The organism is Streptomyces sp. NPDC127084, assembly GCF_042724175.1.
Taxonomy (GTDB): Bacteria; Actinomycetota; Actinomycetes; order Streptomycetales; family Streptomycetaceae; genus Streptomyces.
The window spans coordinates 92,625-105,296 of sequence record NZ_JBHXFA010000001.1 but is presented as its reverse complement, the minus strand read 5'-3'; the positions used below and the strand labels follow the sequence as shown (position 1 = coordinate 105,296).

Below are 12,672 nucleotides of genomic sequence, written 5' to 3'. Positions count from 1 at the left end.
GTGCATGGTTCTTGACCGGGCGGCTGAGCGGCGCCTAGGGTCGAGCGCCGAGCCGAGCGAGCGCTTGGACGGCACGACTGAGGGGGCGGGCGTGGCGGACTCCGGTACCGGTCCTGACTTCGGTTTCCTCACCGCGCCCGGTGCGCCCTTCGCCGTAGTGGACGGCGTCTACGCGTCGGGGCCGCGTACTCTGCGCGAATTCGTGGAGACCACCTGGGCGTTCGGCGAGCGCCCGTTCCTGGTCGCGGAGTCCGGGACGTATACGTACGGGGAGTTCTTCGCCGCTGCCTCCGCGCTGGCCAACCGCCTCGTCGACGCATACGGACTTCGACCGGGCGACCGGGCCGTGGTCGCGATGCGCAACCACCCCGAGTGGCAGATCGCCTTCTGGGCGACGCAGCTCGCCGGACTGGTGACGGTGCCGCTCAACGCCTGGTGGACCGAGGACGAGTTCACGTACGCCCTCGGTGACTGCACCCCCGCGGTGCTGCTTGTCGACGGTGAGCGGCTGCCGCGGGTCGAGAAATGGGCCCGGGGCAGGGCGAGGGTCCTCGTGTTCCACCATGAGGGACCCGTAGGGGACCTCTGGGAGGGCGTCGAGCGGTACGAGGACCTGCCCGTGCCCGACCCCGCCGAGACGCCCGCGCCCCCGGCCGTCGAGATACGGCCCGAGGACGACGCCACGATCAGCTACACATCCGGCACCACGGGCCGCCCCAAGGGGGCCGTCGCCACCCAGCTCGCGCAGGCCGGGGCGGTGATGAACCCGCGCTACACCGCCGCCGTGTCCGCGCTGGCCAAGGGCATGATCCCCGGGCAGGGGCCCACGCCGGTGAACCTGATGACCTTTCCGTTCTTCCACGCGGCGGCCTTCACCACCCTGTTCGCGCTGATGTCCGTGGGCGGGACGGCCGTGCTCATGCGGAAGTGGGACGCGGACCAGGCGCTGGCCCTGATCGAGCGGCACCGCGTCACCCACTACTCGGGTGTGCCCACGACCGCCCTCCAACTGCTCGACGCCGCCGAGCGGCGGGGCGCGGCGCTGGACAGCCTCACGCACCTGAACACGGGCGGCGCCGCCGCTCCGCCCGACATCGTCGCCCGGCTCATGGCCCGCTACGGGCCGGGGGTCGAGCCGCGTAACGGTTACGGCCTGACGGAGACCTGCGGTGGGGTGACGGCGAACTTCGGCGCCCAGTACCGCGAGCACCCCGGAAGCGTGGGGCGGGCGACGCCCGCCACGGAGGCGCGGGTCGCCGGGCCGGACGGGCAGGCGCTGCCGGAGGGCGAGGTCGGCGAGCTGTGGCTGCGCGGGCAGTCCCTGGTGCGCGGTTACTGGCGGGACCAGGAAGCGACGGCCGCCGCGTTCACCGAGGACGGCTGGTTCCGGACGGGTGATCTTGCGACGGTCAGGGACGGTGGGCTGATCTCGATCGTGGACCGTATCAAGGACATGATCATCCGGGGTGGCGAGAACGTGTACTGCGTCGAGGTCGAGGCCGTACTGCACGATCACCCGGATGTCGCCGACGTGGCCGTGCTCGGGGTACCGCACCCCGTACTCGGCGAGGAGGTCGCGGCGGTGGTGGTGCCACGGGACGGGGCCACCCCGGCGCCCGAGGAGCTGCGCGCACACGTCGGCGCGTCCCTGGCCGCGTTCAAGGTCCCGGTGCATGTGGTGCTGCGGGATGAACCGCTGCCCCGCAATGCCACCGGCAAGATCCTCAAGCGGGAGCTGCGGGCCGGAATGCCGCCCGGTTCAGGTGCGTGAGGCCGCCCGGCTCAGGTGCGTGAGACCCGCACCCGGTAGGTGCCCTTCCTGCCGTTCTCCGACAGGACCGTGATGCGGATGCCGTTGTGGTCGTCCTCGAACGACTCGCCCGGGCGGTACGGCGCGTCCGACAGCTCCGCGTGCACGTTGGGGCGCCTGGTGCAGCCCCCGCTGTCCTCGTCGCTGTCGGCGACCTGCACCGGTCCCTGCCCGGTGTCCACGTCCGACTCGACGCGGTAGATCAGGACGCCGGGCTCACAGACCGCCTCGTCGTTGCCCTCCCTGGTGCGGACCTCGACGGCGTATCCGGATTCGGTTCCGAGCGGTACGAAGACCAGTTTGCGGCCACCGGTGGTGGCGAGCGGGGTGAGCGCGTATTCCTTGGTCCCGCTCGCGGCCGCGCAGCTCACCTGTTCGTTGTCCAGCCAGCCCAGCTTCCACTTGTGCCAGCCGAGCAGATCGTTGTTGGCGCCCCAGTCCTCGGACATGATGTCCCAGTGGCCGACCGCGCCGCCGCCCTCCGCGGTGTAGAGGTCGGGCAGGCCGAAGACGTGCCCGTTCTCGTGGGGGAGCACCCGGAAGCCGTTCTCGTCGAACGACCCGGAGCCGTCGTCCTGGCGGCTGTAGACGAACGAGGTGTTCGCCAGCGGGACCCCGTCCGCGTAGGGCGCGTCATGGTTCCCGGAGAAGGTCACGGACAGCACCGTGTCCAGCGCGGACGGCCCGGCGTTCGGCGTGACCAGTACGTTGACCAGGTCGTACGCGCTGAAGTCCACGTGTGGGTCGGCCGTGGTGATGATGTCCTGCACGAGCTGCCGGTATCCCGGCTCGTACGGTGAACCGCGGTCGATTCCGTACGCGGCGAACGGCATCGGCATCCGCAGCCAGGTCGCCACCGGGGCCTCCGCGCGGTAGCTGAGCCGGCCGTACGAGCTGGTCGCGAACCACTTCTGGGTCGCGGGGAAGAACTCCCCGAAGCGTTCCAGCGCCGTGCCCTGACCCTCAGCGTCCGGGAAGTCGATCATGATGTTGAGTGCCCGGACCTCGCCCGTCGAGCGGACGTACCCCGTGGGCGTCGGCATCCCCTCCGACATCTGCACACCCATGGCGGCGGTGATGCGGCAGGGGCCCAGTGCGGCTTCCTCGGCTGTTGCCACCGGGCTGCCGGCCGATGTGCGGTGAGAGCCGGGTAGGTGCGAGCTCGCCGTCGCCAGGGCCCCGAGGGTCAGTGCCGCGAGGGCGCCGAGGGTGCTGGGCCTGCGTATCCGGCGGCGGGGCTGCAGCATGCGATCGCCTTCCGGGTACGCGGCAGCCGGCCGGTCCTCGACTGCGCTCCGTGCGATCAGCGTGGGTCGGGGGCGGGGCGGGCGCGCGCCGGGTGAGCCGATCGTGGGACACGCCCGGGGACGGCCCGAGGAGGGGGAGGGCGCGGGTGGCCATCGAACACGTGATCTGAATCACATGGGAATTCCGCGCCGGACTGAAATATCCGGGGACTGTCTCCCCGTTTGCATCGGTGTTCCCCTGAAACGGGGAGACAGTCCCCGGTTGTGGTGACGTCCGGGAAGTTCGTAGTGGGAGAGGGAGGGGAGCGGTGATCAGCAGCAGCGTCACGGCTACGGCTACGGCTTCGGATGCGGCCACGGCTGCGCCGGAGCGCCGCGCCACCCGGCCCAGGGCTGACGCCCTGCGCAACCGGGAGCGGATCGTGACGGCCGCCCGCGAGATGTTCGTGGAGTTCGGGCCCGACGTGCCTCTCGACGAGGTCGCCCGGCGCGCCGGCGTCGGCAACGCCACCCTCTACCGGAACTTCCCCGACCGGCCCGCCCTCGTCCACGAGGTCGTGCTCAGTGTCATGCGGCGTATCACCGCACGCGTGGAGGAGGCGAGCGCCGCCGAGGCGGACCCCTTCGCCGCGCTGGTGCGCTTCGCGCACGCGGCGGCCGACGAACGGATCGGCGCGCTGTGCCCGATCCTCTCGGGTGCGGTCGAGAAGGACCACCCTGATCTGATCGCCGAGGGCCACCGGCTCGAAACGTCCGTGCAAGGGCTCTTCGAGCGGGCCCAGGCTGCGGGCGGGCTGCGGGCGGATGTCGGGGTCGGGGACCTCCTGGTGGTGCTCTCCCAGCTCACCCGGCCGCTGCCCGGAACGGGGTGTCCGGACTTCGACCGCTTCGTGCACCGCCATCTCCAGTTGCTGATGGACGGGTTCGCGGCGCCCGCCCGCTCCGGACTGCCGGGCTCACCGGCGACATTGGAGGACCTGCGGACGGTGTCGTGAGGGTGGCGTCTGACCTGCCCCTCGGCGGCCCGGGCGGCTGACGTCCGGTCTCGCCGCTCGCACTCCCTTGCCGTCCCCCTCTCGGTCCTTTCCTCCTCCTCTCCTTCCCGCCCTCTCCTGTCCCTTCCTTTCGTCCGTCCGTCTTCTCCTTCTGCCTCCGTCCCGGCCTACTCCAGTCGACTCATGCACCCATAGGTGGCTTCACGCATGTCAAAAACGACCCAAACCCCGCTTCCCGACCCCAGCCGCTGGAAAGCGCTGGTCTTCATAGCCCTCGCCCAGCTGATGGTCGTGCTCGACGCGACCATCGTGAACATCGCCCTGCCCTCCGCCCAGCGCGCCCTCGGGATCTCGGACGGCAACCGGCAGTGGGTCATCACGGCCTACGCCCTCGCCTTCGGTGGGCTCCTGCTGTTCGGCGGACGCATCGCCGACCTCTGGGGCCGTAAGCGCACCTTCGTCGTCGGCCTGCTCGGCTTCGCCGCCGCGTCCGCCCTCGGCGGCGCCGCCACCGGCCAGGCCATGCTGCTCGGTTCTCGCGCTCTCCAGGGGGTGTTCGGCGCACTGCTGGCGCCGGCCGCGCTCTCACTGCTCGCGGTGATGTTCACCGACGCCAAGGAGCGCGCCAAGGCCTTCGGCATCTACGGTGCGATCGCCGGCGGTGGTGGCGCGGTCGGTCTGATCCTCGGCGGCTTCCTCACCGAGTACCTCGACTGGCGCTGGACCTTCTACGTCAACATTCCCTTCGCCATCGTCGCCGCCGCGGGCGCGTACTTCGTGATCCGCGAACCGGCCGGTGGCCGCAACCGCTCCTCGCTCGACATCCCCGGTGTGGTCCTGTCGACCCTCGGCCTGGTGACGCTCGTCTACGCCTTCACCCGCGCCGAGTCGGCTGGTTGGACGCACCAGACGACGATCTGGCTATTCGTCGCCTCCGTCGTGCTGCTCGCGGCGTTCGTGGCCACCGAGTACGTGGTCCGGTCGCCGCTGCTTCCGATGCGCGTGCTGACCGACCGCAACCGCGGCGGTGTCTACCTGTCGCTGGGCCTCGCGGTCATCGCGATGTTCGGCCTGTTCCTGTTCCTCACGTACTACCTCCAGGTAGTGAAGGGGTACTCCCCGGTCAAGACGGGCTTCGCCTTCCTGCCGATGATCGCGGGCATGATCACGGGCTCCACGCAGATCGGCGCCCGGCTGATGACCCGGGTACCGGCGCGATTCCTCATGGGACCGGGCTTCCTGCTCGCGGCGACGGGCATGCTGCTGCTGACGCAACTGGAGATCGACTCCTCGTACAGCACGCTGATCCTGCCCGCGCAGCTGCTGCTCGGACTCGGTATGGGTACGGCGTTCATGCCCGCCATGTCGCTGTCGACGATCGGTGTCGAGGCGCGTGACTCGGGTGTCGCCTCCGCGATGGTGAACACCTCGCAGCAGGTGGGCGGCGCGATCGGAACGGCGCTGCTGAACACCATCGCCGCGTCCGCGACCACCTCGTACATCACCTCGCACGCGGCGGCTGCGACGACCCCCGGGGCGCAGAAGCTGCTCCAGCTCCAGGGCATGGTGCACGGCTACTCCAGTGCCATCTGGTGGGCCGTCGGCATCCTGGGCGGAGCGGCGGTCATCGCCCTCGTGCTGATCAACGCCGGGCGCCCGGATGGAGCGGCGCAGACGGGCGCCGCGTCCGGTGACGGCGCGGACGGCGTCGATGACGAGGTGAGGATCCCGGTCGTCGCCCACTGATGCGAGGCGCGCTCTGGGCGCGTGGTGGGCGGTAGGTGTGTGGTGAGCCGTACGGTGCGCGCACTGACCCGGCGGGGGCTGAGCCCGCCGGGTCAGTGGGCCTGACGTGTGGGCGGCGCGCCGCGCTGTTAAGCCTGCCTCCGAGCCGCGCTGTCAGGCCTGCCCCGAGTGGCGCAGCTCCTTCTCGTACCAGGCCACGTCCCAGTACCTGTCGAACTTCCGGCCGACCTGCCCGAACGTACCGGCGTGGCGGAAGCCGAAGCGCTTGTGGAGCCTGATCGACGGCTCGTTCGGCAGGGCGATGGCCGCGTAGGCGCGATGCAGGTCCTCGTCGGTGAGGGCGTCGAAGAGTGCCTCGTAGAGGAGTGTGCCGATGCCCCGCCCGGTGGCCTCGGGGGCCAGGTAGACGCTGACCTCCACGGAGGTGGCATAGGCGGGCTTCGGCCGGAACGCGCTGCTGGACGCGTATCCGAGCGGGCGGTCGAGGTGGGTGTCCCAGGCAACCAGAAGGCGGTGGGGGCCGTCTTCAGGGTGGGAGTGCAGCCACGGGCGGCGCTGCTCGGGTGTGAACACGGTGGTGTCGAAGGTGATGGCCGTCTCGCGCACGTAGTGGTTGTAAAGCTCGGTGAGGGCCGGGAGATCGGCCTCCGAACCCGCTCTGACCTGCACATCCGTGTGTTGTTGCAGCATCCGTCCCCCTCTTGCGAGGCGCAGGATACTGCAAGATCACAAAAATCCCTGAGGCGCGTGGGAATTCTGTCCGGTTTCCAGTCGTTGTCTCCCTCGGATGCAGGGCACCCGGAAAGCTCTAGAGCTCTGAACGGTGCCGCGACCTACTCAGTACCTACTCAGTAAGGGAGCACGCATGGCAACCCGTGCCGTCGCCCGTCGTCAGTCCGCCACCAGTGGGGCCGGGGCTGGTGGGGCAAACAGCGTTCGCGTCGTGGGCGGGGAGATCGCCGACCGCGACCTGGTCGGCATGTATCTCGACGAGATCGCGCGCACGCCCCTGCTCGACGCCGCTAGGGAGGTCGAGCTTTCCCAGACGATAGAGGCGGGCGTGTACGCCAGGCAGATCCTCGACGGTGAGGCCGAGAGCAAGGGGGCCGGTGCCACGCGCGAGGAGCTCGAGGTGCTTGTCGCCGAGGGGGAGCGCGCCAAGGATGTCTTCATCAAGTCGAATCTGCGCCTGGTGGTGGCCGTGGCGCGGCGCTATCCGCGCAGTGGGCTGCCGCTGCTGGACCTGATCCAGGAGGGCAACGCGGGTCTGGTGCGCGCGGTCGAGAAGTTCGACTACACCAAGGGCTTCAAGTTCTCGACGTATGCCACATGGTGGATCCGCCAGGCCATCACCCGCTCCATAGCCGACCAGTCCCGCACGATCCGGCTGCCCGTCCACCTGGTGGAGGAGCTGGGTCGGATTCGCCGTGTGCAGCGCGAGTTCAACCGCGAGCACGGGCGGGAACCGGAGCCCGCCGAGGTGGCGCAGGAGCTCGGCTCGACGCCGGAGCGGGTCACGGACGTGCTCGACTGGGCGCGTGATCCGGTCTCGCTGAACATGTCGGTGGACGACGAGGGCGAGACCCAGTTCGGGGATCTGCTTGAGGACACGTCGGCCGTCTCACCGGAGCAGTCCGTGCTGACGCTGCTGCGCAGCGAGGAGCTCGACGACCTGATAGACCGGCTCGACCACCGCACGGCCTCGATCATCAGGATGCGCTACGGCATCGAGGACGGCCGCGAGCGCACGCTCACCGAGGTCGGGAAGGAGCACGGTCTGACGCGTGAGCGCATACGCCAGATCGAGAAGCACGCGCTGCTGGAGCTGAAGCGGATGGCCCGGGACACCGGGTTCGACGCGGCGGCGTAACGGCGTTGGTGTCGGGCCGCGGGCAAGGCGGCGGCGCGCACCACACATGACCGGACCCCGGCACCCTCCCCCCGGTGCCGGGGTCCTTCTCCTTTGCCCAGGGGGCTGCTCAGGCCCTGCCCGTATGGGACCCCGTACGGGCCGTGTGGGGGGCTTGTGAGTCGCGCTCCGCGGCCCGGGTCAGCCGCGCGCCGAGCCTGGTGAGGTGGCCGGACAGCTCCGGGGGGCCGTGCACGGTGAACTCGCAGTTCAGCAAGGCCAGTCGAAGCGCCAGCCACTCCAGCGAGTCCTGGGCGCGGGCGCGGAGGCGGCAGCTGTCCGGGCCCGTCGCCACGGGCGTGCCGAGATAGCCCGGGAGCCGGCCGGCGACGTGCTCCGCAGAGGCGTCGAAGCTCACGTCGAGCGCGTGCTCGGGCTGGTTGCGGAACATGGAATGAGCCAGGAACGTCTGGGCGTCCCCGTCCGCCGGCAGCGTGCGCGGGGTGAAGCGGGCGCCCGTGGCGAAGGGCTCGATGACCCGGTCGACCCGGAACGTACGCCAGTCCTCGCGTGCTGTGTCGTACGCGACCAGATACCAGCGCCGCCCCGTGGACACCAGCCGATACGGCTCCACCAGCCGTTTCGTCTCCGCGCCGTCCCCGGAGCGGTAGCCAAAGCGCAGCCGCTCGCGGCCGGTGACCGTCGAGGCGATGGCGGTGAGCGTATTCGGGTCGACGGTGGCGCCGTCGCCCCGGGTGAGCGGGATCATCGCGCTTTGGAGGGTCGAGACCCGGTGGCGCAGCCGCGACGGGAGCACCTGCTCCAGCTTCGCCAGGGCGCGTACGGATGCTTCGTCAACGCCCTCGATGGCATGACCGGCCCCGGCGCGCAGCCCCACCGCGATGGCGACCGCCTCCTCGTCGTCCAGCAGCAGCGGAGGCATGGCCGCACCAGCGACCAGCCGATAACCGCCGGCGGCCCCCTTCGTGGACTCGACCGGATAGCCGAGGTCGCGAAGCCGGTCGATATCCCGGCGGATGGTGCGCGGGCTGACGTCGAGGCGCTCGGCGAGCTCACTGCCCGGCCATTCGCGCGGGGTCTGGAGAAGGGACAACAGATTCAGCAGTCGTGCCGGGGTGTCTGTCATATGCGCCACACTGCCAGCCTTCTAGGACATCCCCTGACCTATATCGGGCATAGGTTTCCTCGCATGAGCTCCCAAGCCGCCGTGCGCGCTACGGCCACGTCCCACTCCGCGCCCGATCCTCAACCCCAATCAGACCAAGCGGCTGACCGGCGCCGCTGGGTCGCCCTGGCCATCGTGATGACCGCGGCCTTCATGGACCTGGTCGACGTCACCATCGTCAATATCGCGATCCCCAGCATCGAGCGCAGCCTTGATGCCTCGTTCGGGGCGATCCAGTGGATCACCGCCGGCTATGCGCTGGCGTTCGCCGCGGGTCTGATCACGGGCGGTCGGCTCGGCGACATCTTCGGCCGGAGGCGGCTCTTCCTGATAGGCATCTCGGGTTTCACACTTGCCTCCGCGCTCTGCGGATTCGCGGTGGGGACGGAGATGCTGGTCGGGGCACGGCTGCTCCAGGGCGCGATGGCCGCGATGATGGTGCCGCAGGTGCTCGCGATCATCCATGTGACCTTCCCGCCGCACGAACGCGGCAAGGTCTTCGGGATGTTCGGTGCGGTTGTCGGGCTCGGCGCGGTGTCCGGGCCGCTGCTCGGCGCACTGCTGACCCAGTGGAACCTCTTCGGCCTCGAGTGGCGGCCGATCTTCCTGATCAACCTGCCGGTCGGTATCGCGGGCATCATCCTGGGCCGGAAGTTCATCACCGAGTCTCGCGCTGAGAAGGCCCTTCGGCTTGACCTGGTCGGTGTCGTCCTCGCCACGGTGTCGCTGCTGATGCTGATCTACCCGCTGACGCGGGGCCGTGAGCTGGACTGGCCGCTGTGGGGGCACCTCAGCATAGCGGCGAGCCCGTTCATGTTCGCCGTGTTCGTGGCCTACGAGCGCTACAAGACGCGCAAGGACGGTTCGCCGCTGGTCGAGCTGTCGCTGTTCCGGGTGAAGAGCTTCGCGGCGGGAATCGCGGTGCAGCTGACCTTCGGCGTGGTCATGGGCATCTTCTTCCTGGTCTGGACGCTGTACATGCAGATCGGTCTGGGCTGGAGCCCCCTGCGGTCCGGACTGACCGGGGTGCCGTTCTCCATCGCCGTGTCCCTGGCGGCCGGCTTGTCGGTGCAGCAACTGGTGCCGCGGTTCGGACGCAAGGTGCTCCAGGCGGGCGCGCTGACCATGATGGCCGGGCTGCTGCTCTACATCTGGGAGGCCGACCGGTACGGCATGGGTATCAGCTCCTGGCAGATGGCCGCCCCGCTGGTGGTCATGGGTCTCGGTATGGGGCTCATCGTGGCGCCGCTGACCGACGCGGTGCTGTCCGATGTGCCGCGTGAGCACGCCGGCTCTGCGTCCGGGCTGATCAACACCACCATGCAGACAGGCAACGCGCTGGGCCTCGGACTGGTCGCGGTGGTCTTCTTCGGTCCGATCGACGACGCGCGGCCGACGACGCCGCTCGCGGTGGGGACGGCGTTCTCCGACGCCTTCCAGCAGTCGCTGTGGTGGGTGGCCGGGGTCCTCGGTGTGATCTTCATGGTGATGTTCGCTCTGCCGGCGCGGCCGAAGCAGCACCTGGAAGCCGGGGCGCTTGAGGACACGGCCGAGGTGGCGGTGGCCGACACCGGACTTCCGGAGCAGCGGCGGAAGCAGGAGTCACCGGCCAAGACCGGCTGATCGCCGAGGGAGACCAGGTGCGGAGCCTGGCGCCGGGAGGAGTGGTCCTTCCGGCGCCAGGCGCTGCCGCGGTGCGGGCGAACGCAACGGCAGAGCCTTGCCCGGGTCAGCGCACGCGGGCGCGGGCGGCACGGAGCTCGATCGCGCCGCGTGCCGTGCGCTCGTCGACGTAGACCTCGCACATATGGCGGCCATCCGGGGTCGCTGTGTGCTCCACTTCCCACAGACTCAGCTCGGTCCCGTCGAGCAGCAGAAACGCGTGCTCGTAGAGCGTGAAGCCCGAGCCCCGGCCGCCTATGAAGCACTGGCGGCCGAACGCCTGACTGATGTGGTGCGCGAAGGCGGACCGCAGCAGCCGCGCCGTGTCCTCGCCCGGCCGGTCGCGGTTCTCGGCCCGGCGCAGTAACCGGCGTGCGTGGTCGGGGGAGTTGTCCGGCTCGTAGGTGCGCGGGGGCGCGGCTCCCGGCCCGGCCAGCAGCTTGCCGAGCAGCTCCAGGTCGGCGTCCAGGTCGTCCACCGCCCCGTCCGCGGAGTCGGGGCTGTGCGAGGGGCCGCCATCGCCGTCGGCGTCGTCCCTGGAACCCGGCCCCGCTATGCCGCCGGTGCCGCCCCGGGGATGCTCCGGGCCATCCGGGCCGGCTGCCGAGTCTCCTGTGTCGCTCACACTCTCCGACCTGCCCGGACGCATGGCCTTGAGCCGGGACGCGGCGACTCGTGCCTCCGTCTCCTCCGCGTACACCTCGTGCTGCTCGACGCCGTCCCGCCCGTTGTTGTGCACGAGCTCCCAGAGGGTGACGGACGAACCGTCGGCCAGCAGATACGTATGTCGGTAGGTCGACCGGTGCAGCCCCGCGCTGTGGAGCGAGGAATGCAGCGAACTGGCGTGCGCCAGCGCGGATTCGAGCCGATCGACCATGGTGTCGGGAAGGTCGAAGGAGTTGAGTGCCCGACCCAGGAGCCGCTCGAGCTGCGTCTCGGTTGTCTCGTACGGATCGTTCAAGGTGGTTCTCCGGATCTCCAGGCCGTTGCCACACGTCACTTGATGACTGCTTAACGTAGTCCCTGGGCCGGACATCGCGTCCCGGGTTCGGGAAAACGAACGGGGCATGGCCCAAAGTTTCCGCGTGTCGTTGTTTGCTCCTTCTTGTTTGCTCATCTGACTCTGCTCAACACGCGTACAGCTCCCGGTACGAGGGGAAGTCACCCCCCGGACCGGTCGTCGTCCGTGCCGCCAGCATGGCGCACACGATCGCCCGCGTCACGACGTCCGCACCCGCCGCGAGCACGGGGTTGAGCGCCAACGGGGCGGTGCCCAACGGGCGCTCGCCGGTTGCGAGGGCGAACACGGTGTCCCCGTCGTTGAGCAGATGAACCGGACGCACGGCGCGCGCGATTCCGTCGTGAGCCGTCCCCGCGAGCTTCTGCGCCTGGGCGCGCGTCAGTTCGGCGTCGGTGGCGACGACGGCCAGGGTGGTGTTCAGCGGAGGCGCCCCCGTCGCGTCCGCCGCCTCGGCGAGACGGTGCAGAGCCGCCGCATGCGCCTCCGCGGAGGGGAACTCGGGCCGTCGCCCCGTGAAATACCCGCCGTAGAGCACCCCCGTGTCCGGATCGATGGCGGAGCCCGCGGCATTGGCGACCACGAGCGCGGCCACCACCGTGCCATCCGGCAGCCGTGTGCTCGCCGTGCCGACCCCGCCCTTGACCCGTCCCACCACCGCGCCGGTCCCGGCACCGACACAGCCCTCCGCCACGGGGGCACGCGGCTCAGTGGCGGCCGCCGCCTCCACCGCGGCCCGCCCGGTCTCCGCACCGGGCCTGGCTCGCCAGTCACCTCCTCTCCCCAGGTCGTAGACACAGGCGGCGGGCACCACCGGGACGACCTGTCCCGGCTCCCGCCCGGTCTGGACGCCACGACCCCGTTCCTCAAGCCACGCCATGACACCGGACGCGGAGTCCAGCCCGTATGCGCTGCCGCCGGTCAGCACGATCGCGTCGACGCGCTGTACGAGATTGCGCGGGTCGAGTGCGTCGGTCTCCCGTGTGCCCGGTCCGCCGCCGCGTACATCGATGGCGGCGACCGCCCCGCCTTCCGGAGCCAGGACGACCGTGGTGCCGCTGAGCGCGCCGGGGCCGGGGTGGCCGGCATGTCCGACCCGCAAGCCGTGCACATCGGTCAGTGCGTCGTTGAATGCCATGGCTTCTGCGTATCACGCCAC

10 protein-coding genes are annotated in these 12,672 nt (G+C 70.2%); 5 read left to right on the top strand and 5 right to left on the bottom strand.

The annotated features are described in order from the left end of the window. Nucleotides 1-91: 91 nt before the first annotated feature. Nucleotides 92-1,771: a class I adenylate-forming enzyme family protein gene (locus ACFWI9_RS00475; protein WP_387157851.1), complete on the top strand. Its 1,680-nt coding sequence runs from the start codon at nucleotides 92-94 to the stop codon at nucleotides 1,769-1,771. 11 nt (nucleotides 1,772-1,782) lie between these two features. Here the strand turns inward: ACFWI9_RS00475 and ACFWI9_RS00470 are convergent, their stop codons facing one another. Further along, entirely contained in the window at nucleotides 1,783-3,057 is a 1,275-nt protein-coding gene (locus ACFWI9_RS00470; protein ID WP_387157849.1) for a M6 family metalloprotease domain-containing protein, read from the bottom strand. Between the two features lie 308 nt (nucleotides 3,058-3,365). On the opposite strand from ACFWI9_RS00470, the gene ACFWI9_RS00465 reads away from it, so the two are divergent. Both ACFWI9_RS00465 and ACFWI9_RS00460 read left to right on the top strand, forming a co-directional pair. After that, nucleotides 3,366-4,052, top strand: a complete 687-nt coding sequence (locus ACFWI9_RS00465) for a TetR/AcrR family transcriptional regulator (protein ID WP_387157847.1) — start codon at nucleotides 3,366-3,368, stop codon at nucleotides 4,050-4,052. A 207-nt stretch (nucleotides 4,053-4,259) separates the two neighbouring features. Beyond that, nucleotides 4,260-5,798, top strand: coding sequence for an MFS transporter (locus ACFWI9_RS00460; RefSeq protein ID WP_387157845.1), 1,539 nt, complete (start codon nucleotides 4,260-4,262; stop codon nucleotides 5,796-5,798). 153 nt (nucleotides 5,799-5,951) lie between these two features. On the opposite strand, the gene ACFWI9_RS00455 is transcribed toward ACFWI9_RS00460, so the two are convergent. After that, nucleotides 5,952-6,488 carry a GNAT family N-acetyltransferase gene (locus ACFWI9_RS00455; protein WP_387157843.1) on the bottom strand — a complete coding sequence of 179 codons (537 nt, stop codon included), beginning with the start codon at nucleotides 6,486-6,488 and terminating at the stop codon, nucleotides 5,952-5,954. 175 nt (nucleotides 6,489-6,663) lie between these two features. Between ACFWI9_RS00455 and ACFWI9_RS00450 the strand changes: the two genes are divergently transcribed. Beyond that, entirely contained in the window at nucleotides 6,664-7,668 is a 1,005-nt protein-coding gene (locus ACFWI9_RS00450) for an RNA polymerase sigma factor RpoD/SigA (protein WP_387157841.1), read from the top strand. A 109-nt stretch (nucleotides 7,669-7,777) separates the two neighbouring features. Here the strand turns inward: ACFWI9_RS00450 and ACFWI9_RS00445 are convergent, their stop codons facing one another. Next, nucleotides 7,778-8,794 carry a helix-turn-helix transcriptional regulator gene (locus ACFWI9_RS00445; RefSeq protein ID WP_387157839.1) on the bottom strand — a complete coding sequence of 339 codons (1,017 nt, stop codon included), beginning with the start codon at nucleotides 8,792-8,794 and terminating at the stop codon, nucleotides 7,778-7,780. 63 nt (nucleotides 8,795-8,857) lie between these two features. Here ACFWI9_RS00445 and ACFWI9_RS00440 point away from each other — a divergent pair, with 63 nt between their 5' ends. Beyond that, nucleotides 8,858-10,456, top strand: coding sequence for an MFS transporter (locus ACFWI9_RS00440; RefSeq protein ID WP_387157837.1), 1,599 nt, complete (start codon nucleotides 8,858-8,860; stop codon nucleotides 10,454-10,456). 106 nt (nucleotides 10,457-10,562) lie between these two features. On the opposite strand, the gene ACFWI9_RS00435 is transcribed toward ACFWI9_RS00440, so the two are convergent. Next, complete coding sequence (locus ACFWI9_RS00435) at nucleotides 10,563-11,456, bottom strand: DUF6227 family protein (RefSeq protein ID WP_387157836.1); 894 nt, start codon at nucleotides 11,454-11,456, stop codon at nucleotides 10,563-10,565. Between the two features lie 166 nt (nucleotides 11,457-11,622). After that, nucleotides 11,623-12,651, bottom strand: coding sequence for a P1 family peptidase (locus tag ACFWI9_RS00430; RefSeq protein WP_387157834.1), 1,029 nt, complete (start codon nucleotides 12,649-12,651; stop codon nucleotides 11,623-11,625). Between the last annotated feature and the right edge of the window lie 21 nt (nucleotides 12,652-12,672).